The 20847-nt window shown below is 71.8% G+C and carries 14 protein-coding genes and 2 pseudogenes; 6 read left to right on the top strand and 10 right to left on the bottom strand.

Annotation, left to right across the window (positions count from 1 at the left end; all coding sequences use genetic code 11):
* Positions 1-74: 74 nt before the first annotated feature.
* Together AB0A61_RS32690 and AB0A61_RS32695 are read right to left on the bottom strand one after the other, a co-directional pair.
* Positions 75-1325, bottom strand: coding sequence for a M14 family zinc carboxypeptidase (locus AB0A61_RS32690; RefSeq protein WP_361300442.1), 1251 nt, complete (start codon positions 1323-1325; stop codon positions 75-77).
* Positions 1326-1569: 244 nt separating this feature from the next.
* Positions 1570-1761: pseudogene (locus AB0A61_RS32695) on the bottom strand (FAD-dependent oxidoreductase); the annotation flags it as partial.
* Between the two features lie 132 nt (positions 1762-1893).
* Between AB0A61_RS32695 and AB0A61_RS32700 the strand changes: the two are divergent.
* Positions 1894-2438: pseudogene (locus AB0A61_RS32700) on the top strand (LysR family transcriptional regulator); the annotation flags it as partial.
* 157 nt (positions 2439-2595) lie between these two features.
* On the opposite strand, the gene treY reads toward AB0A61_RS32700, so the two are convergent.
* Entirely contained in the window at positions 2596-4953 is a 2358-nt protein-coding gene (gene treY, locus AB0A61_RS32705; RefSeq protein WP_361300445.1) for a malto-oligosyltrehalose synthase, read from the bottom strand.
* A 197-nt stretch (positions 4954-5150) separates the two neighbouring features.
* Entirely contained in the window at positions 5151-7268 is a 2118-nt protein-coding gene (glgX, locus tag AB0A61_RS32710; protein ID WP_361300447.1) for a glycogen debranching protein GlgX, read from the bottom strand.
* Between the two features lie 181 nt (positions 7269-7449).
* On the opposite strand from glgX, the gene AB0A61_RS32715 reads away from it, so the two are divergent.
* The 4 genes from AB0A61_RS32715 (at position 7450) to AB0A61_RS32730 (ending at position 12454) form a co-directional block, all read left to right on the top strand.
* Positions 7450-8259 (top strand): Tat pathway signal sequence domain protein, encoded by an 810-nt coding sequence (locus AB0A61_RS32715; RefSeq protein ID WP_361300450.1) that lies wholly within the window; start codon positions 7450-7452, stop codon positions 8257-8259.
* Between the two features lie 633 nt (positions 8260-8892).
* The gene (locus tag AB0A61_RS32720; protein WP_361300453.1) at positions 8893-10215 is read left to right on the top strand and encodes a copper amine oxidase; all 1323 of its coding nucleotides are present in this window, start codon (positions 8893-8895) and stop codon (positions 10213-10215) included.
* A gap of 102 nt (positions 10216-10317) precedes the next feature.
* Positions 10318-11556 carry an SAV2148 family HEPN domain-containing protein gene (locus AB0A61_RS32725; RefSeq protein ID WP_361300456.1) on the top strand — a complete coding sequence of 413 codons (1239 nt, stop codon included), beginning with the start codon at positions 10318-10320 and terminating at the stop codon, positions 11554-11556.
* A gap of 175 nt (positions 11557-11731) precedes the next feature.
* Complete coding sequence (locus AB0A61_RS32730) at positions 11732-12454, top strand: 3'-5' exonuclease (protein ID WP_361300459.1); 723 nt, start codon at positions 11732-11734, stop codon at positions 12452-12454.
* Positions 12455-12551: 97 nt separating this feature from the next.
* On the opposite strand, the gene AB0A61_RS32735 is transcribed toward AB0A61_RS32730, so the two are convergent.
* Both AB0A61_RS32735 and AB0A61_RS32740 read right to left on the bottom strand, forming a co-directional pair.
* The gene (locus AB0A61_RS32735) at positions 12552-13415 is read right to left on the bottom strand and encodes an aminoglycoside phosphotransferase family protein (RefSeq protein ID WP_361300462.1); all 864 of its coding nucleotides are present in this window, start codon (positions 13413-13415) and stop codon (positions 12552-12554) included.
* 278 nt (positions 13416-13693) lie between these two features.
* The gene (locus AB0A61_RS32740; protein WP_361300465.1) at positions 13694-15943 is read right to left on the bottom strand and encodes an MMPL family transporter; all 2250 of its coding nucleotides are present in this window, start codon (positions 15941-15943) and stop codon (positions 13694-13696) included.
* A gap of 440 nt (positions 15944-16383) precedes the next feature.
* Here AB0A61_RS32740 and AB0A61_RS32745 point away from each other — a divergent pair, with 440 nt between their 5' ends.
* A complete protein-coding gene (locus tag AB0A61_RS32745; protein ID WP_361300468.1) occupies positions 16384-16935 on the top strand; it encodes a DUF1697 domain-containing protein in 552 nt (183 codons plus the stop codon).
* A 317-nt stretch (positions 16936-17252) separates the two neighbouring features.
* Here the strand turns inward: AB0A61_RS32745 and AB0A61_RS32750 are convergent, their stop codons facing one another.
* The 4 genes from AB0A61_RS32750 to AB0A61_RS32765 are packed head-to-tail and all read right to left on the bottom strand — an operon-like array spanning position 17253 to position 20806.
* The gene (locus tag AB0A61_RS32750) at positions 17253-18005 is read right to left on the bottom strand and encodes a sirohydrochlorin chelatase (RefSeq protein WP_361300471.1); all 753 of its coding nucleotides are present in this window, start codon (positions 18003-18005) and stop codon (positions 17253-17255) included.
* A gap of 5 nt (positions 18006-18010) precedes the next feature.
* Positions 18011-18895, bottom strand: a complete 885-nt coding sequence (locus AB0A61_RS32755; protein WP_361300474.1) for an ABC transporter permease — start codon at positions 18893-18895, stop codon at positions 18011-18013.
* The gene (locus tag AB0A61_RS32760) at positions 18882-19661 is read right to left on the bottom strand and encodes an ABC transporter ATP-binding protein (protein WP_361300477.1); all 780 of its coding nucleotides are present in this window, start codon (positions 19659-19661) and stop codon (positions 18882-18884) included. Before AB0A61_RS32760 ends, AB0A61_RS32755 begins: the two co-directional genes overlap by 14 nt.
* A 32-nt stretch (positions 19662-19693) precedes the next feature.
* Positions 19694-20806 (bottom strand): aliphatic sulfonate ABC transporter substrate-binding protein, encoded by a 1113-nt coding sequence (locus AB0A61_RS32765; RefSeq protein WP_361300480.1) that lies wholly within the window; start codon positions 20804-20806, stop codon positions 19694-19696.
* Positions 20807-20847 lie beyond the last annotated feature (41 nt).

Here is a 20847-nt window from a genome sequence, read left to right on the forward strand (position 1 = left end):
GGCTGTTGGCCGGTGTCCTGCGGCACGCGCGCGTGGAGAGCATGCGGTGGTTCGGACGCGCCGGGTCGGCGCCGTCAGTCCGCCGGTTCGCGCGCGTGCCGCGCCGCCGCCACGACCGTGCGGCACTGGTGCTCGACTTGATGCTCCAGCGGCACCCAGCGGGCCCGGAAGCGCTCCGCGAACGCCTCGCTCCAGCTCACCACGAGCTGTTCGAGACGCGGCACCGCACGGTCGTCGGCCCGTCGCAGCACCCGCAGCAGCATCGCCGCCGCCCGCAGCGGCAGCCGCCGGCCGAACGCGTCCACGCTGCCGACGTACGCCATCGTCGTGTCGGCCGGCGGTGTGTGGGTCCAGTCCGCGGCCAGCCCCGGCACCAGGCTCAGCGCCCACTTCGCGGCCCGCAGCAGCGGATCGTCGACCCCCTCGAGGCGGGGCAGGGCGTCGGCGAGCACCAGTTCCACCTCGCGCCCGTCCCGCAGCAGCCGGTGGGCCAGCCGCCGTATCGCCGCGGCCGGCGCCGGATGCGGGGCGGGGTCGTCCACCAGGTCGCTCGCCCACATCGGCACCTCCACGACCGCGGTCAGGCCGCCGTACCGGTGCACGTGGTACCAGGTGCTGTGGCGCGCGTCGTCCGGCAGGCTCGGGTACGCCACGTGTGTGCCGGGCTCCGGCATCACGCGCACCCCGGGCCCCGACGCGGGCCAGCCCGCCGCGTCCGAGGCGCCCGTCTCCACCGGAATGTGCAGTTCTGCCGCCGATTTGGCGAACGGCTCGGCGAGCCCGGGGACGTCTTTCGTCAGCTGTACCCAGCTGCCGCCCAGGTCGGTCCCGTGCAACGTCACCTGGAGATAGGGCCGGAGCTCGTCGATGACGCCCGTCAGCGCCCGCGTCTCGGGCGGCAGCCGGTCCGGCGGCAGCACGGAGGGTGACCACTCCGGCTGCTCGGCCCCGGCGGGCCGGAAGAAGCCGAGGTGGTAGTCGAGCAGACTGCGCGGGGCCGGCGTGACGTGCAGGCTCGCACCGTCCGGGTCCGCGCACAGCAGGAAGTGCCAGGAGGTGTCCGCACGCAACTCCTGCTCGTGCAGGACGCGATGTGCGAGCGCCAGCAGGGCCGAGCCGCCCGTCGGCTCGTTCGCGTGAGCCCCCGCGACCACCAGCACGGCGCGCCGCGCGTGCCCCATGGACAGCAGGTGCAGCGGTCTGCCCGCGCGGGAGACACCGACCTGCTGCAGGGCACACAGCTCCGGCCGCTCCGCGGCCAACGCCAGAGCGGAGGCAACCAGTTCGGGAACACTGGGGTAGCGCAGCTCCGGCAGAGGACTCACCCCCCGACTTGTCCGCCCGGCTTCGCATCCGCAGTACCCCACGGACCGTGTGAACTGTCAAGGACGCGGCGGGGTAGGCGCCCCGGGGCGCCCGGAGGCACTCGCCGTCACCCGGGCTGCGGCCCGGCGGTCACTGCTGGTGCAAACCACGCCCGGCCAGTGTCAGGAAGGCATCCCCGACCGCCTCCGACAACGTCGGGTTCGGATGAACGTGCCGGGCCACGTCCCAGGGCTGGGCGTCCCAGCCCGCGATCAACTGGCTCTCGGCGATCATCTGCGGCATGGCCTTGCTCGGGATGCGGCCGCGGTGCGGGCAGGTCCCGCCGACCTTGTCGCGTTCGACGAGCACGACCTCCAGGCCGAGGGCGGCGGCGCGCAGGGCGGTGCTGTACCCGCCGGTGCCGCCGCCGATGACGATGACGTCCGGTGTGTTCATGCCATGCCCCCACCCTCCGCCCGCCCCTTGCCATGAGTCCGAGGCAAGTTCTTGTTGAACCGATGCAGGATGCTTATGGGACGCCGGCCCGTCTCGGATCCCGGGGGAGGCGGCGGCGATGAGCCTGCGCAGATGGAGTACTTCCTGACGGTCGTGGAAGAGGCGTCCTTCACGCGTGCGGCCGAGACGCTGCACGTCTCCCAGCCGGCCCTGTCGCACCAGATCAAGGCGCTGGAACGGTCGCTCGGCGGCCCGCTCCTGGAACGCCTCCCGCGCGGCGTGCGCCTGACCCCGAGGGGCCGTGCCTTCCGCCCGCACGCCGAACGAGCCGTGCGCAGCGCCGCCCAGGCCCGCCGGGCGGCCCGCGCCGCCGCCGGGGCGGAGGGCGGCGAACTGCACGTCGCGGCCGTGCACGCGGTCGCCGTCGGCGTCCTGCCGGACGTCTTCGCCCGCTCGACTGGGCGTGCGGACGGGCCGGCTTCCGGCCACGGACCGCCGTGTTCACCGAGCACACCTCGACGGCGGTCCGGATGGCCGCCGCCGGGGTCCGGGTGTGCGTCGCGCCCTCGCACATCGTGCGCGGCGCGGTCGGCGAGGACTGCGTGGTCCTGCGGCCCGACCCGCCCTGGAGGCGTGCCCTGACCGTCTTCACGCGCGTACCGCTCACGGGCGCGGCCGAGAGGCCTTCGCACACCTGCTGCGGGAGACCTGGCCGTCCCATGGCGCCGTACCGGCCGTCGGGCTGCCGTCCCCGTCCCTCGCCGCCGGGAGGAGGCCACTCCGCGCGGGGCGACGGCCGGCCGCTGAGGGGCGCGACCACCGCGCCCCCGCCCGTCAGCCGCTCCCGCCGACCCGCTCCAGCAGCGCAACCGGCAGTCGCTCGAAGAGCTCCGCCACGCGCACGTGCGCCTCGAACTCCCGTCCCGCGGTCAGCACATCGGCCCACCGGCCCGGCGGCAGCGCCAGCCGGGTGTCCCGCCAGCCGCCCCGCTCCGCCAGGCGCAGCGACAGCCGGGTCACGGCCGTGACCGCCTCCCCGGAGCGTGCGAAGGCCACACAGTGGGCCGCCGCCGGGCCCTTGGCGGCGAGCGGCGCGTAGGTCGCCGATTCGCCGAAGACCTCGGGCCGGCGGGCACGCAGCCGCAGCGCCGCCTCCGTCACCGCGCCCTTGTCCCCGCGAGCTGCGGGCGGGAAGCGCACCGGCCGCCGGTTGTCCGGGTCCACCAGGGCCCGGTACTCGGCCTCCGTGCCCTGGTAGAGGTCCGGCACGCCGGGCATCGTCAGGTGCACCAGGGCCGTCCCGAGGGCGTTGGCCCGGATGTGCGGCTCCAGGGTGTTCCGGAAGGCGGCCACCCGTTCGCCGGGCGCCCCGCACGGCCCCTGGGCGACGAACCGTGCCACCGCCTCCTCGTACGGGGGCTCCTGCTCAGTCCAGCTCGTATACAGACCGGCCTCACGCACGTGCTTCAGAAGGGCCTCCTGCACCCGCTCCGCGTCCGCCGGACCCAGTCCGAAGACCGTCTGCCAGGCCGCCCACGCCAGTTGCGCGTCCGGCACCCCCGCACCCTCGCCGGTGACCTCGGCCAGGAGGTCCGCCCAGCGCTCCGGGCACTCGGTCAGCACCGCCAGCGCCGCCCGCACGTCGGCGCTGCGTTTGGTGTCGTGAGTCGTGGTGACGGTCCCGGTGAGCGGCCAGTCGCTCTGCAGGCGCGCACAGTAGGCGTGGAAGTCCTCGACGGACACCGCGGGCCGGCCGGGGTTGCCGCCGACCTCGTTGGCGGACAGCAGTGGTACGTATCGGTAGAAGGCGGTGTCCTCGACGGACTTCGCGCGCAGCGCGGAGGCGGCCTGCGCGAACCGGGTCCGGAACTCCACGTGCCCGGGACCGTCACCGGTCCGCCCGAGCACCAGGTCCCGCACGACGTCGACGCCCTCGCCCTCCTCGGGAACGACGAAGGCGAGCCGGGCCTCGTGGGCGGCCTCCTCGGTGACCACGAGGGCCGCGTCCACCGAGGCGTAGGGCCGGTAGACCGGCATGCGGACGAGCAGCTCCTGCAGCGCGGTACGCAGCACCCACGGGGCGCGGTCGCGCAGCGCCAGGTCCGGCGAGGTGGTGCACACCCGGCTCGTCACCCGCGTCAGCCGCTCCGTCTCGGCGGCCAGCTCGTGCGTGATCACGTTGTACGCGGCGCGCCGCACCGTGGCGTCCCAGTCCCCGCCGCGGTCCGTCTGCGGGGCGGCGAACCGGCGGTACCGGGCGAGCAGTTCCCCTGCTCCGGCAGGGTCGGCGAACAGGCCGTCGACCTGACGGAGGGCGTCGTAGCCGGTGGTGCCCGCGACCGGCCAGGACGCCGGCAGGTGCTCGCCGTCGGCGAGGATCTTCTCGACGACCGTCCAGCGGCCGCCGGTCGCCTCGTGCAGCCGGTCGAGGTAGGCGTCGGGGTCGGCGAGGCCGTCCGGGTGGTCGACGCGCAGTCCGTCGACGACACCCTCGTGCAGCAGCTGAAGGATCTTGGCATGGGTCGCGCGGAAGACCTCCGGGTCCTCCACCCGCACTCCGATCAGCTCCGAGATGCTGAAGAAACGCCGGTAGTTGAGCTCCGTACGGGCCAGACGCCACCACACGGGGCGATACCACTGCGCGTCCAGCAGCTGCGGCAACGGCAGCTTCCCGGTGCCCTCGCGCAGCGGGAAGGCGTGGTCGTAGTAACGCAGGACGTCGCCGTCGACCTTCAGGTGGTCGATCTCCTTGCCGACCGGGCCGCCGAGCACGGGCAGCAGCACCTTGCCGCCCTGCGCCTCCCAGTCGATGTCGAACCACCGTGCGTACGGCGACGCGGGGCCCTCCCGCAGGACCTCCCACAGGGCGTGGTTGTGCCGCGGCGCCATGGCCATGTGGTTGGGCACGATGTCCACGACCAGACCGAGCCCGTGCTCCCGCGCGGTACGCGCCAGCGCCCGCAGGCCCTCCTCGCCGCCGAGCTCGTCACGCACGCGCGCGTGGTCCACGACGTCGTAGCCGTGCCGGGAGCCCGGGACGGCCTCCAGGACGGGCGACAGGTGCAGGTGGGAGACGCCGAGCGAGGCCAGGTAGGGCACGGCCGCCGCCGCGGCCGCGAACGGGAACTCGGGCTGGATCTGGAGCCGGTAGGTGGCCGTGGGCACGACGGGGTCGGGTCGCTCGGGTGTCATGGAGTGCTAGGTACCCGCCCGACCGGCTTTCGTGTCATCGCCCGGCCGCGTCCTCACGCGCGCGTGGCCGGCGTCGAGCGCCGGCCGTACCACCCCGGCGGCGCCGTCCCGTCGACCGTGGTCACCCGGACGGGTGTGGCCCGGGCCCGCCTGACCGGTGGGCCCGGGCTCGCTCAGGCCGGTCGCCGGAGCACCGCTCAGGCCGGTCGCTGGAGTACGGTCATGCTCCGGTCCTTCAAGGTCAGCCGCTCCCCGGCCCGCACCTTGGGTCCCTCGCCCGCCGGGACCGGGCCCGTGCGGGCCGTGTCGACCACCACCTGCCACTGCTGCCCGTGGTCGACCGGCACGACGAAGTCCAGCGGCTTCGGCGCGGCGTTGAACATCAGCAGGAAGGAGTCGTCGGCGATGCGCTCCCCGCGCGGGCCGGGTTCCGAGATCGCGTTGCCGTTGAGGAACACCGTCAGCGCCGAGGCCCGCGCCGAGTCCCAGTCCCGCTGGGCCATCTCCTTCCCCTCCGGGGTGAACCAGGCGATGTCCGACAGCTCGTCGTGCGTGCCCTCCACCGGTCGCCCGTGGAAGAAGCGGCGCCGCCGGAACACGGGGTGCTCCCGGCGCAGCTCGGCCATCGACCGCACGAACTCCAGCAGCTTGCTGCTGCGGTTCTCGATGTCCGGCCACTTCACCCAGGCCAGCTCGTTGTCCTGGCAGTACGCGTTGTTGTTGCCGTGCTGGGTGCGCGCGAACTCGTCGCCGTGACTGATCATCGGCACGCCCTGGGACAGCATCAGCGTGGCGAAGAAGTTCCGCATCTGGCGGGCCCGCAGCTCCAGCACGTCCGGATCGTCGGTCTCGCCCTCGACCCCGCAGTTCCAGGACCGGTTATGACTCTCGCCGTCCCGGTTGTCCTCGCCGTTGGCCTGGTTGTGCTTCTCGTTGTACGACACCAGGTCGTGCAGCGTGAACCCGTCGTGGCAGGTCACGAAGTTGATCGAGGCCAGCGGGCGGCGGCCGTCGTCCTGGTACAGGTCGGAGGAGCCGGTCAGCCGGGAGGCGAACTCCGCGAGCGCCCGCGGCTCGCCCCGCCACAGGTCCCGTACGGTGTCGCGGTACTTGCCGTTCCACTCGGTCCACAGCGGCGGGAAGTTGCCCACCTGGTAGCCGCCCTCGCCCAGGTCCCAGGGCTCGGCGATCAGCTTGACCTGGGAGACGACCGGGTCCTGCTGCACCAGGTCGAAGAACGACGACAGCCGGTCCACCTCGTGGAACTGCCTGGCCAAAGTAGCCGCCAGGTCGAAGCGGAAGCCGTCCACGTGCATATCGGTGACCCAGTAGCGCAGCGAGTCCATGATCAGCTGCAGGACGTGCGGCGACCGCATGAGCAGGGAGTTCCCGGTGCCCGTGGTGTCCATGTAGTACCGGGGGTCGTCCGTGAGCCGGTAGTAGCGCTGGTTGTCGATGCCCTTGAAGGACAGCGTCGGCCCCAGATGGTTGCCCTCGGCGGTGTGGTTGTAGACCACGTCGAGGATGACCTCGATCCCGGCCTCGTGCAGCGCCCGGACCGCCGACTTGAACTCCAGGACCTGCTGTCCGCGGTCGCCCCAGGAGGCGTAGGCGTTGTGCGGGGCGAAGAAGCCGATCGTGTTGTAGCCCCAGTAGTTGTTCAGGCCCATGTCGACCAGCCGGTGGTCGTTCACGAACTGGTGCACCGGCATCATTTCCAGCGCCGTGACCCCGAGCTCGCTCAGGTGCTCGATGATCGCCGGGTGGGCCAGCGCCGCGTAGGTGCCGCGCAGCTCCTCGGGCAGTCCCGGATGCCGCATGGTGAGGCCCTTGACATGAGCTTCGTAGATCACCGTCTCGTGATAGCCGCGGCGCGGCGGCCGGTCGTCGCCCCAGTCGAAGTACGGGTTGACCACGACCGACGTCATGGTGTGCGGGGCGGAGTCCAGGTCGTTGCGCTTGCCGGGGTCGCCGAAGTGGTAGCCGTACACCTCCTCGCCCCACTGCACCGAGCCGCTGATCGCACGCGCGTACGGGTCGAGCAGCAGCTTCGCGGAGTTGCACCGCAGCCCGCGCTCGGGAGCGTACGGACCGTGCACCCGGAAGCCGTAGCGCTGTCCCGGCATGATCCCGGGCACATACGCGTGCCGGACGAACGCGTCGCTCTCCCGCAGTTCCACCGCCGTTTCCGAGCCGTCGTCGTGCAGCAGACACAGCTCTACTCGGTCCGCGGCCTCGGTGAAGACCGCGAAGTTGGTGCCGGCGCCGTCGTACGTGGCGCCGAGCGGATACGCCTCTCCAGGCCAGACCTGCATGGATACGACTCTTTCAGGTGTGCGGCGCCGCTGGTGACGCCTTGGGCCCGAGTCTCCCCGAAAGTGATGGAACCACCTATGACTTACATCCCTCTTACCCCACGACCAGTGCATACGCGGTATGCCGAATCCAGTGGGGCAATCACGTACTCCCGGGTCACACGGGGAGTAGGGGGAAGATGTGCGCAGATTAGTGCACCGCCATCTGGGCAAAGTGGTGGCCGGTGCGGCAGTGGCGGTGGCGGGGACCGCCGCCATGGTCGCGGTCACGCTGCCGGGCACGGCCGGCGCCGACGAGTCGGGAGGGATCAAGGACGGGCTGTCCGCCCAGCAGGCGGCCGCCCAGGGGCCGGGCGCAGCCGCGCCGGGCGTCGTCGAGCAGGCCCCGCCCGAGGGCGGGAAGGGAATGGGCAGTGACCCGCTCACCGGCGACGAGATCAGACGGGCCGAGGCCCTGGCCCTCAACCGGCAGCTGCTGAGCGCCGGCAAGAACGTCGAGGGCGACCGCGGTCCGCAGCGCCTCGGCACCGAGCTCGCCGAACCCGAGACCGGCGAGCTCGACGACCCGCACGCACCCCGGCGCGCGGACGTGACCTTCTACGACTACCGGAACGACACCGTTGTCACCAGGACGGTGAACCTCGACACCGGGAAGGTCGAGCAGACCGGCACCCAGCACGGCGTCCAGCCGCCGCTCAGCCGTGACGAGAACACCGAGGCCGCCCGGATCCTGATCGCCGACCCGCTCGGCGCGGGCCTGCGCGCGGACTACCAGGACGCCACCGGCAAGCCGCTGACCTCGCCCGACCAGCTGCTGCTCGACAGCATGGTCTACCGGGCCACCCCCGGCGCCCAGCCCGCGGGCCTCGACAAATGCGGCGAGCAGCGCTGCGTGCGGCTCTTCCCCAAGATCCGCAACGGCGCGTGGATCGACGCCCGTTCGTTCGTGATCGACCTCAGCGCCCGCAAGGTCGGCCGCCTCGCCGCCTGACCCGCCGACCGCCGGTCGCCGCGGATGCCGATGCGCTCGCCGCTGATTGCCACGGAGACGGGATCTCTGTCTTCTACGGTCCGCCACGGATACGGGATCTCTGTCTTCTACGGTCCGCCACGGATACGGGATCTCTGTCTTCGACGGTCGCCACGAATACGGATCCCCCCTCGACGGCCGCCACGGACCCCCGACGCGCTCGGTGCCGGCGGTCACGGACGGCCGGGCCCGCCCGGCGACCGCCGATTCGACGCCGACCCCTGTCGCCGAGGTCCGGCCCCACTCCGGACCCCGTCTCCGACACCCGGCTCGGCGGCCGATCAGGTCTTCGCCCGATCCGGTCTCCGCCGGATGCGGCGGACGCCGGGCGGGGTCTGCGAGGTCGGGTCCGGTCTACGGCGTCGGGTCCCGTCTGCGAGGTCGGGTCCGGTCTACGACGTCGCGCTCGACGCCGGGTCTGGTTCCGCATGGTCGTCGCGGACGCCGCGCCCGGGTCTCGGGCGGTCGTCGGGGACGCCCGGTCCGGTCCCGACCGGGCGGTTCGACGCCCGCGGGGCACGGCCACGGTCGCCTCGGCGCCCCAGCCGTGCCCTCCTCCACCTTTCTGTCTGCTCTTCGCAAGGGAGTCGTCTCTTGAGGCCCGTCAACAGAATCAGCCGTGCCCGCCGCCGGGCGGCGTTGGGCCTGTCCCTCGCCGCGCTGGCCGCCGGTGCGACGACCGGTGCGGGGCCGGCCGCGGCCCGGCCGAGGACCGCCCCGGCCCCGGCCGCGGACTGCAGCGCGGCGTACCGCATCGAGCAGAAGCTCGCCACCGGCACCACCTGGCGGATGTGCTGGCACTACGAGAAGGAGGCCGGGCTGGTCCTGGAGCACGTCTCCTACCAGCCGCCGGGCGAGTCCCAGCCGATCAAGGTCCTGGCCACCGCCAAGCTCGCCCAGATCCACGTGCCCTACGACGACGGCAGGAACGAGTACAGCGACCTCACCCAGGCGGGCTTCGGCCAGGGCCTGATGGACCTCGCACCCGCCGAGTGCCCCGGCGGCACCATCAAGACCGTGAAGGTCCCCGAGGCCTGGGACCCGCAGCATCAGCAGATCAAGGGGCTGTGCACCACGACCCGCTCGCGCGGTCACGCCTACCGCATGCAGACCGATCCGGGGAGCAGGGTCTACCAGGCCCAGGGCAAGGACCTGCTGGTCTACGCCGTCAACAAGGTCGGCTGGTACGAGTACATCACCGAGTGGCGCTTCCAGGACGACGGCACCATCAACATGAACATCGGAGCCACCGGCAGCCTCTCGCCGTTCGACTACGACGCGGGCGTCGGCCGCGGCTGGCCGATCGGCAAGGGCGCCAAGGCGTACGCGACCAGCCACAGCCACAACGTTTTCTGGCGGCTGAACTTCGACCTGGACGGCTCCTCCAAGGGCCGCGTCGAGCAGTACGACTCGGTGGTCAGCCCGCCCACCTCCGGACAGCAGGGGCCGACCGACCGGACGACCCTCACCCAGGTCACCAAGGAGCTCGCGGGCGACGCGAAGAACAGCCGCTGGTGGCGGATCGTCAGTGCGGCCGGGAAGAACAAGGACGACCATCCCCGTTCGTACGAGATCGTTCCGGGCGCCACCACCAAGTACCTCGGCCGTCCCTACACCCAGCACGACGTCTACTTCACCGAGTACGACAAGTGCGAGCAGTTCGCCAGTGACAACCTGCGCAACTGCGGTGCCGGACAAGGCAAGTCCGTGGACACGTGGGTCAACGGACAGGCCCTCACTCACCCGGTGGTGTGGGTGAACGTCGGATTTCACCACATCGCCCGGGATGAGGACCAGCAGCCGATGCCGGTCCACTGGCAGGGCTTCTCGATCGCCCCGCGCGACGTCACCGCTATGAATCCGCTCACTCCGCCGGCGCTGGCCAATCAGAACGGTCAAGTGGACGGCGGAAGTTGAGAAACGAGCTGTCCATCCGGCTGCACCGCGGACCGCTCCCGGAGTACCCTTCCTTGATCGTTGAGACGGGGAGTGCTCGGGGGAGCGGAAGGCGGTGCACGGGTGGGCTCGGGAGGCCTGGAGCTACCCCCTGGTGACGACGGTCACGAGGGGAACTCCACAGACGTCCCGCCCGGCGCGGTGTCCCTCGCCCGTCCCATGGATGCGGGCGCCATCGGGCCGGAGCTGGACTGGGACGCCGACGCCTGGCGCGAGGTGCGGACCCGCGCGCAGCGGGCCGGCCGCGCCTACATCTGGCTGAACCTCGTCGAGCAGCGGCTGCGGGCCGTGGTGGCCGCGGTCCTGCGCCCCATCTACGAGCCCGTCCACGGCGACGAGTGGGTGGTCGCCGCGGCCGGGCCGGCCGGCCAGGAATGGGTGCAGCGCGCGGTCGCCGTACGCGAAGTCAGCCGCCGCAAGGGCTACTTGCTCGACCCGGCCGACGACAACGTGATCAGCTTCCTCACGCTGCCGCAGCTGCGCGAGCTGATGGTGCAGCACTGGCCGTGCTTCGAGCCGTACATCGACGAGCGCCGCGACGTCGAACTCGCCCTGGACGAGCTGGAGGTCACGCGGAACGTCGTCTCGCGCAACCGGGCCCTGTCCGAGGCGGTCCTCAACCAGGCCGAGCGGGCCTCGGCGCGTCTGCTGGAGATCCTCGGCTCGGGCAGCGACGTCCCCTCCGCGCGTCGGCTGCCGGTCGACGCGGTCGAGGATCTGGTCGGCGACCGGTACGCCGACGTGGTCGCCGTGCACCCGGACCGGGTCCGGCTGCTGCGCCAGTTCCCGGCCGAGGACATCTTCGGCGGCGCCCGTCGCCTCGACGCCATCGGCATCGGACTCAACCTGCTCGTGCAGAACTTCTCCGGACGCCGCCTGGTGCGGCTGGCCGAGTCCGGCTGCCGCCTGCGGCTGCTCTTCCTGAACCCGGCCTCCAGCGCGGTGAAACGGCGCGAGCGTGAACTCGGCCTCAAGCGCAGCGAGCTGAGCCGCGCGGTGGAGATGAACATCCTGCACATGCGCCGGGTGCGGTCCCGGCTGCGCGACCCGGCCGCCTTCGAGATCCAGGTCTACGACGAGACGCCCCGCGTCACGGCCTACCTGGTGGACGGCGACGGCTCCGACGGCATTGCGGTCGTGCAGTCCTATCTGCGGCGCAGCCGCGGTATGGAGGCTCCGGTGCTCGTCCTGCGCAACGGGAACAGAACCGTCAAGTCGGACGAGGTCGACGAAGGTGGCCTTTTCCCCACCTATCGTGAGGAGTTCGAGACGATGTGGGCGGATTCGCGACCCGTGTCCTGAGGAGGCGGACGGTGCACGCTTCCTGACACGTTTTCGCATTACGCGAGTTGCCGGTCCGGGTCCGGGTCCGGGTCCGGGTCCGTCGCCGGAAACGGAACGCGGTCCTCGGATTGTCAGTGGTGCATGCGATCGTGGAGACCACTGGGGGAAAGCACCACCGAGAAGGGGGGCCGCCATGGGCTGGCACCGGGAGCTGCTGATCGGCTTCGACCTGGAGACGACGGGGACGGATCCGCATTCGGCACGCATCGTCACGGCAGCCGTGATCGAGGTCAGGGGAGGGGAGCCGGGAGGGCGCCGGGAGTGGCTGGCGGACCCCGGGGTGGAGATCCCGCCGGACGCGGTGGCGGTGCACGGCATCAGCAACGAGCGGGCGGCGGCCGAGGGCAGACCGGCCGACCGGGTCGCGGACGCGATCGCCGACGTCCTCGTGGGCTACTGGAGGAGCGGTGTGCCGGTCGTGGCGTACAACGCGGCCTTCGACCTGACCCTGCTCTCCGCGGAACTTCGGCGGTACGGCCTGCCGTCCCTGCGCGACCGCCTCGGCGGCCCGGAGCCGGGCCCGGTCGTCGACCCGTACACCATCGACCGCTGGGCCGACCGCTACCGCCGTGGCAAGCGCACCCTGGAGGCGGTCTGCACGGAGTACGGCGTCGTCCTCGACGCCGCCCACGACGCCTCGGCCGACGCCCTCGCCGCAGCCCGGCTGGCCTGTGCGATAGCCGGCCGCCACCCCAAGGTCGCGGCCCTCGGCCCGGCGGAGCTGCACCGCCGTCAGGTCGAGTGGTACGCCGAGTGGGCGGCGGACTTCCAGAACTTCCTGCGCCGCAAGGGCGATTCGGCCGCGGTGGTCGACGGGGCGTGGCCCCTGCGGGAGTTGGCCGGCGAGACCGTCTGACCGGCCGGAGCCGGGGGAGGCGGTCCGAGAAGAGGCGGTCCGAGGAGAGCCGCACGCAGCGCGCCCCCGCGACGGATCAGAGACGGATCAGAGAGGATCAGAACGGATACCAGCGCACCGCCTCGTCCCCCTCCCGCAGGGACGCCACCCTGCGCTCGAACTCGGCCAGCGCCTTGGGGTTGCTCGGGGCGTGCTGGGCCACCCAGGCGCAGCCGGCCGTCTCCCGGGCGCCGCGCAGCACCGAGCAGCCCGCCCACTGCCGCACGTCCCAGCCGTACGCCGCCGTGAAGGAGTCGTAGGCCTCGGGGGGCAGTCCGTAGCGGTCGCGGACGAGGGCCATGACCACCAGGTCGTGCTCGCGCAGGTCGGCGGAGAACGTCTCCAGGTCGACCAGGACCGGACCTTCCGGTCCGACGTGCACATTGCGCGGCAGCGCGTCGCCGTGGATCGGGCCCGGCGGGAGCCGCGGGGTGAGCGCGGCCGCGGCCGCCGCGAAGCCGTCCCGCCGCTCACGCAGATAGGCCGCGTCCGCCGGGTCGATCGCGTCGCCCGCGAGCCGCAGCCAGCGCTCCACACCGCCCAGCAGATCGCGGGGCGGCAGACCGAAGGGGGGAGAGGGCAGTGCGTGGACGGTCCGCAGCAGTGCGGCCAGGTCACCGGGTTCGGCCGGCCGTACCGGATCGGGCAGCCGGTGCCACACGGTCACCGGGTGCCCGTCCACCAGCAGCGCCTCGGGTTCGGCGGCCCGCACCGCGGGCACCCCGGCCGCGGCCAGCCACATCGCGATCCGGAGCTCGTGCCGCGCCCGGTCCAGCAGTTCGGCGTCGCGGCCCACCTTGACGACCAGGTCACCGGCGGCGAACACCGCGTTCTCGCCCAGGGCGAGGAGCCGCGCGTCCCGTACCGGGCCGGGCAGCACCCCCGCCGCGGCCAGTACCTCCCGCCCCCGCGCCTCGTCCATCGCCCGCCTCCGTGTACGTGTCCGTGACGGCGCCCGAGACCCGCACCGTCGCCCGTGGCCTCGCTCCCGCCGTCGCCTGCCGTCGCCCGCCGGTGGACGCGTTCCCGCCACCCCGCGGCCAGTCTCGCATCCGTCCGGGCCGCAGCCCGGATGCGGGGTCCAGCACATCGGCACGGTCCGCTGCACCTGCCCGTGCGGCGCCAGGCGCAGAGGAGGGCCCGTCGGCTCCCCGAAGCCGACGGGCCCTCCGTCAGGGGTGGTGGGACCGGGGTGAGGGGTCAGACCCGCAGCCGCTCGCCCTCGTCCTGCGCGGCGGGGGCGGCCGCCGCCTCGGGTGCCTCGTCGTGGGTGAGGTCCGGCAGCCGGTGCAGCCACCTCGGCAGGTACCAGTTGCGTTCACCGAGCAGCGCCATCACCGCGGGCAGCAGCACGCCCCGGATGACCGTCGCGTCGATGAGCACGGCGGCCGCAAGGCCCACGCCCATCTGCTTCATGGACTGCATGGACAGCGTGCCGAAGATCGCGAACACGGCGACCATGATGACCGCGGCACTGGTGACGACACCCGCGGTGGTGACCACACCGTGCTGAACGGCGTCCCGGGTGGTCCGGCCGCGCAGCCGCGCCTCCCGGATCCGGGAGACCACGAACACGTGGTAGTCCATCGAGAGGCCGAACAGGATCACGAACAGGAACAGCGGCAGCCAGGTGACGATGGCGCCGACGCCCTGCGCGCCCACCAGGGACGCCCCCCAGCCGTGCTGGAAGACGGCGACGAGGATGCCGTAGGCCGCACCCACGGACAGCAGGTTCAGCAGGATCGACGTGATCGCGACGGTCAGCGAGCGGAACGACAGCAGCATCAGCAGGAAGGCGAAGACCACGACGAAGGCGAAGACCGGCACCACGGAGCCGAGGAGCTGGTCGTTGAAGTCGTGCGAGCCGGCGACCTGCCCGGTGATCGGCGCCTGCACCCCGTCGACCTTGCCGAGTGTGGCGGGGCGTACCTCGTCGCGCAGCTTCTCCAGGCTCCTGGTCGCCTGGTCCATGTCGGAGCCGCCGACCAGCGGTACGGACACCAGGGCGACGTTCTGCGCCTGGTGCAGCTTGATGTCGACCGGGCCGCGTGAGGCGCCCGAGGCGATCGCCCGCTTCTTGAAGTCCGCCAGCGCCTGGCGCACCTCGGGTGCGTTGATGTCCTTGGCCTTGACGACCACCTGGGCGGGCTCGGAGCCGCCCGGGAAGGCCTCGTTGAGCCGGTTGTAGGTCTGCACGATGGGCAGCTTGTCGCCGAACTCCTGGTCCAGGGTGAGCTGGGAGGTCTTCATGCCCAGCGCGGGCGCCGCGACGGCCAGCAGCGCGCCCGTCGCCACGACCACGGAGACCACGGGCTTGGCGAGCACGCCCCGCAGCACAGCGGTCCAGAACCGGCTCTCCGCGTTGCCGCCGTGGCGCCGGCGGCGGCGCAGGAAGGGGATCCGGCCCTTCTCCACCCGCTCGCCCAGCAGCGACAGCAGCGCGGGCAGCACGGTCACCGACCCGACCATGGCGACCGCGACCACCATCAGCGAAGCCAGGCCCATCGCCTCGAACTCCGCGAGCCCGGTGAACAGCATGCCCGCCATCGCCACGCACACGGTGACACCGGAGACGATGATCGCGCGGCCGCTGGTCGCGGCGGCGATCCGCAGCGCGGTGGCGGCGTCCCGGCCGGCCTCGCGCTCCTCGCGCTCGCGGCGCAGGTAGAACAGGCAGTAGTCGACGCCGACCGCCATACCGACCAGCAGCATCACGGAGTTGGCGGTGTCGCTCATCGGCTGCAGATGGCTGACGATGCCCATCAGGCCCATGGTCGCCATGATCGCGGTGATCGCCAGCGCCACCGGCAGCAGCGCGGCCACCAGCGCCCCGAAGGCGATCAGCAGGATGCCGAGCGCCACCGGCACGGCGGAGTACTCGGCCTGCTTGAAGTCGTCCCCGAAGGCGTCGGCGTACTGCTTCTGCATGCTGGCGCCGCCGATCTCCTCGATCCGCAGCGACCCGTGACCCTTCTGGACGTCGTCGACGGCCTTCAGCACCGGCGCGACGCGTTCCTTCGCGGTGTCCGCGTCGCCGCGCATGTCGAACTGCACCAGCGCGCTGCGGCCGTCCTTCGAGACCGACCGGGTGTCGTACGGCGACGTCACGTTCGTGACCTTGCCGGTGGCCCGGACCGCATCGACCACGGCGGTGACGGCGGACCGGAACTCGGTGTCCGTGGCCTTGACGGCACCGTCCCTGGACTGGATCAGGACGGTCTCCCCGGCCGGCCGCTTGATCCCGGCATCGTCGATGATCTTCGCAGCGGTGTGCGTCTCGCCCTTGAGCTGGTCGCTCTCGTTGACGTCGACCCGGCCCGCCGCCGAACCAAGCCCCATCGCCAGGACGACGAACAGCACCCATATGCCGACAGCCGCCCATCGGTGCCGGGCGCTCCAGCCGCCGGCCCGCGCGGCGAGGCCCCGCACCCGCGATTCTCCGATCCCCATGACGGGCTTGCCCCCTCCTGCGCGGTGGCAGCCCCCTGCCGCCACCTTCCGCTACGACAGTAGGGGCGGCATGAGGAAGTCTCGTCGTGCTGCCCGGTGAAGTGGCGTGGCCGGATGTCCTCCCCTCGGACTCCGGATCCTCCGCACTGGGGAGGACGACGGCCCCTTACAACTACCGGGGCTTCTCGGGGGTGGTGGTCAGGGTGTCCGTTCCGCCGGATGGGCTCGGCTTTGTGATTACGAAGGTTTGTTGAACAAGTCACAGCTGAGTGAAGAGGTTGATCCGCGGGCCGCGATCCGCCAGGGTTTCGATCACCCCCACACGGTCGACGGCCGTCGTGCCCGCCCCCACGGGGCACGACGGCCGCCGGCGCGGTGAGTGGCCCCGGGCGGCGGCCCGCGAGGGTCCGCCGCCCGGGGCTGCCGCTTATGGTGGGCGGATGACGACGTATGCGGCGCTGCTGCGCGGGATCAACGTGGGCGGCGGCAAGAAGGTGCCGATGGCCGAGTTGCGGGCGCTCATGACCGCGCTCGGGTACGACGGCGTTCGTACGTATCTGCAGAGCGGCCAGGCCGCCTTCACCGCCCGCCACGGCGACGAGGAGTCCCTGGCCGGGGAGCTTGCCCAGGCGATCGGCAAGCGGTTCGGCTTCCCGGTCGACGTGATCGTGCGCGACCACGCCTATCTGCGGGCGGTGGCCGAGGCATGCCCGTTCCCGGCCGCCGAGTTGGCGGCCAAGCAGCTGCACGCGACGTACTTCTCCGCCCCGGTCGACGCGGCGCGTTTCGCGGAGGTCGACCAGGCCGCCTATCTGCCCGAGGAGTTCCGGCTGGGTGACCGGGTGCTCTACCTGTACGCGCCGGACGGGCTGGGCCGCTCCAAGCTCGCCGAGCACCTGTCCCGGCCCCGGCTGGACAAGGGCGTGATCGCCACCAGCCGGAACTGGAACACCGTCGTCAAACTGGTCGAGATGACCGCCGGTGGAGCCTGAGCCGGTCCGGCGGCCCCGCGGACGGCGAGGAGGCCCGGTGCGGTACGCCGGGCGACGACGACGCCGACCGCAGCGCTCGACCGGCCCCATCATCCGTCGCGCGGTGGCTTGGTGACGCAGTGACAGATTCGGGCTTCGTGACGCTTAAGTAAAAGGCGGCCCCTGTGCGTCGGCAGCAGACGCCCGGTGGCCGGTACGTCCGCGGACCGGCACCACGGGGGAGTGCCGGGCCGCGGACACGCTCTCGGACCGTACGTCCCACAGCCCCGGCCACCGCCGACCGTGCGGGTGTCAGGAGCCGGGGGCGCGATCGAGTGTCAGGCCCCGAGGGCCGTCAGGACGGGCGTTCGGGCCGCGTCGTAGCGCTCCAGCAGCAGCCGCGCCACCTCCGGCGCCGGGCCCAGCACCTCGGCGAGCACGTCCGCCTCCGCAGCGCCCCGCCCGATGCGGTCGGGGAGGAAGCCGGGCGCCAGCACGTACGGGGCGACCGCGACCTTCGCGCAGCCCAGGGCGCGCAGTTCGCGTACCGCGTCCTCGGTGCGGGGGAATCCGCCGGGAGAGGAAGCGGAGGCGAACGCAGGCCGCACGGCGCACCAACCGGTGTGCCGCCACTCCCGCGCGATACCTGCGATCACTGCGATCGCCTCCGGGTCGGTGGACCCCGCCGAGGCCAGTACGACCCCGGTCGAGGACTTGTCGGCGGGGTCGAGACCCGCCTCGTACAGACGGCGTTCCAGGGCCCCCGTCAGCAGGGGCGAGGGGCCCAGTACCTCCGCCTGCCGGATCCGCAGCCGGGGCGGCGCCTCGCGCAGCACCGCCGGGATGTCCGCCTTCGCGTGGAACGCACGGGTGAGCAGCAACGGCATGGCGACGACGTCACGCACGCCCTGAGCCGTCAGGGACTCCAGCACCCCCTGCACCGACGGGATGTTGAAGTCCAGGAAGCCGGTCTCCACGCGCAGGCCCGGCCGCAGCGACCGGACCCGCCGGACCAGGGCGTGCACGGTCGCGGCGTGCCGCGCGTCGCGGCTGCCGTGGGCGATGACGAGAAGTACCGGTTCGTGGTGCATGAGGGTCAGCCCTTGGCGAGGAGTCCGCGGCTGCGCAGCACCCATCGCTCCAGCGGGCTGAAGATCAGGAGGTCGATGGCGATGCCGACGGTCAGGATGAGCAGGATGGCCTCGAAGACCATGGCCATGTCGCTGGCGTTGCGGCCGTTTTCCAGCAGCTGGCCGAGTCCGACGCCGAGGTCGGGGAACGAGGCGATGATCTCCGCGGCCATCAGCGAGCGCCAGGAGAACGCCCAGCCCTGCTTGAGTCCCGCCACGTAGCCGGGCAGGGCGGCGGGCAGCACGATGTGCCAGGTGCCCTTCAGGCCTGTTGCGCCCATGGTGCGGCCGGCCCTGAGGAACAGTGGTGGCACCTGGTCGACGCCGGACACCAGGCCGTTGGCGATGGAGGGGACGGCGCCGAGCAGGATCACCGCGTACATCATCGAGTTGTTCAGGCCCAGCCAGATCACGGCCGGCGGGACCCAGGCCACCGACGGCAGTGACTGCAGCCCGGACAGGATCGGGCCGATGGCCGCGCGCACGAACTTCACCCGGGCCACCAGCAGGCCCAGCGGGGTGCCGATCAGCAGGGCGAAGAAGAAGCCGAGCAGACCGCGCGAGACGCTGGTCCAGATGTAGTCCAGGAGAGTGCCCTGCAGCCAGGCCTCGTGGAGGGTGTGCCACACCGCGGACGGTGCGGGCAGCTTGGTGGGGTCGGTGACGATCTTGAGGGATATCAGGCCCTGCCAGATGACCAGGACCACCGCGATCGCGACGATCGGAGGCAGGATCTTGTTCACGAAGGTCTGCCGGAAGGGCGGACGGCCCGTGGCGGTGGTCTCCAGTGCGTCCAGGCCCGCCTCGACGCTCCCGGCGTCGGGGACGGCCTTCGAGTCAGTGCTGGCCATGACGACGGATCTCCCTGCGCAGTACTTCGGTGATCTCAATGGACAGTTCCGCCACGGGTGCGTCCTCGATGCGGCGCGGCTGTGGAATGCCGACCGTCCACTGGCGGGCGACCCGGCCGGGCCGGGAGGACAGCAGTACCACCCGCTGGGCGAGCCGTACCGCCTCCCGTACGTTGTGCGTGACGAACAGGACGGACAGCCCGGTTTCCTGCCAGATCCGGGTCAGCTCGTCGTGCAGCACGTCCCGGGTGATGGCGTCGAGCGCCGCGAACGGCTCGTCCATCAACAGCAGGTTGCTCTCCTGCGCCAGGGCGCGTGCCAGCGCCACGCGCTGGCGCATACCGCCCGACAGCTCGTGCACGCGCTTGCCGTAGGCGCCCTTGAGCCGGACCAGTTCGAGGAGCTCCTCGGCCTTGTCCCGCCGCTGCGGCTTCGGCACTTTCCTCAGTTTCAGGGCGAGTTCGATGTTCTTGCCCGCGGTCAGCCACGGGAACAGGGCGTGTTCCTGGAACATCAGGGCCGGGCGGCCGTTGGTGGTGATGGACCCGGTGGTGGGCCGGTCCAGGCCCGCCACCAGGTTCAGCAGGGTGGACTTGCCGCAGCCCGAGGCCCCCAGGAGGGTGACGAACTCGCCGGGCGCGACATCGAGGCTGATGTCGTCCAGGACGAGTTGCTGCCCGCCCGGTTGCGTGAAGGACTTCGAGACATGCTCAAGGCGAGCCGCGTGTTCGACCGTCACGTCGGCCCTGGCGAGGGTCGTGGCCATGGTCTCCTCCTGAGATGTGATCGGGTCGTGTGTCAGCCGGCGCCGAGACCGGCGTCGGAGGCGGCGGGCTCGCCCTCGGCCTTGAGAACCCTGTTCAGGATCGACAGGTCGTAGATGCCCTTCAGGTTCGGCCTGGCCAGCAGGCCGGCACCGACCGCGTGGTCCGCCTCGGTGTTGAGGGTGGCGGCCAGCGGGTCGTTGGTGAGCTGGATCGACTTCCACGCCATGTCCAGGACGGCGGCGGGGAGCGCCTTGCCGGTGTCCGCCTGCAGCTGCTGGTTCGCCGCGGCCTTCGCCTCGTCGGAGTGGGCGCTGATCCACTTGTTGGTCTCGACCGAGGCCCTCAGCACGGCCTCGACGGCCGCCGGGTGCTGCCGGAGAAACTTCTGCGACACGATGATGTTCGTGATCACGAACTTCTTGTCCGGCCACAGCGAGGACTCGTCCAGCAGTACCTTGCCGCCCTCGGCGACCAGCTTGGAAGCGGTCGGCTCCGGCACCCAGGCGCCGTCGACGGAATGGGACTTGAAGGCGTCCGGGGTCACCTTGTTGTCGCTGCGGACGACCGTGACGTCACCCTTGCCGCTCTGTGCGTCGACCTTCCAGCCCTGGTCGGCGATCCAGTTGAGGAACGCCACGTCCTGCGTGTTGCCCAGCTGGGGCGTCGCGATCTTCTTGCCCTTGACGTCGTTGAGGGACGTGATCTTCTTCGGGTTCACCACGAGCTTCACGCCGCCGGACGCCGAACCGCCAATGATCTTCAGGCTCTTGCCGCCGGACCTGGTGTAGGCGTTGATCGCCGGGGACGGGCCGATCCAGCCGATGTCGATGGAGCCGGAGTTGAGGGCCTCGATCTCGGACGGGCCGGCGTTGAAGGTGGCGTACTCGGCCCTGGTGGCGCCGAGCTGCTTCTGGAAGATGCCCTGCTGCCGGCCGACCAGCGCGGTCGCGTGGGTCAGGTTGCCGAAGTAGCCGATCTTCACGGAGTCCAGGCCGTCGATCTTCTTCGCCCCGGCGGCGACCCTCTGGTTGGCGTTCTCGTCCTTGGCCTGGGACCCGTACCCGCAGGCGGCCAGCGTCAGCAGGGGGAGTGCGGCGGACACGGCGAGGCCGCGGCGCATGAAAGATGGGCGGTTGGCAGGCACGGGAGGGGTTCCTCTCGTTGGCCCGGCGGTCACGGACTTGT

This window comes from Streptomyces sp. NPDC046197 (assembly GCF_040646295.1).
Taxonomy (GTDB): domain Bacteria; phylum Actinomycetota; class Actinomycetes; order Streptomycetales; family Streptomycetaceae; genus Streptomyces.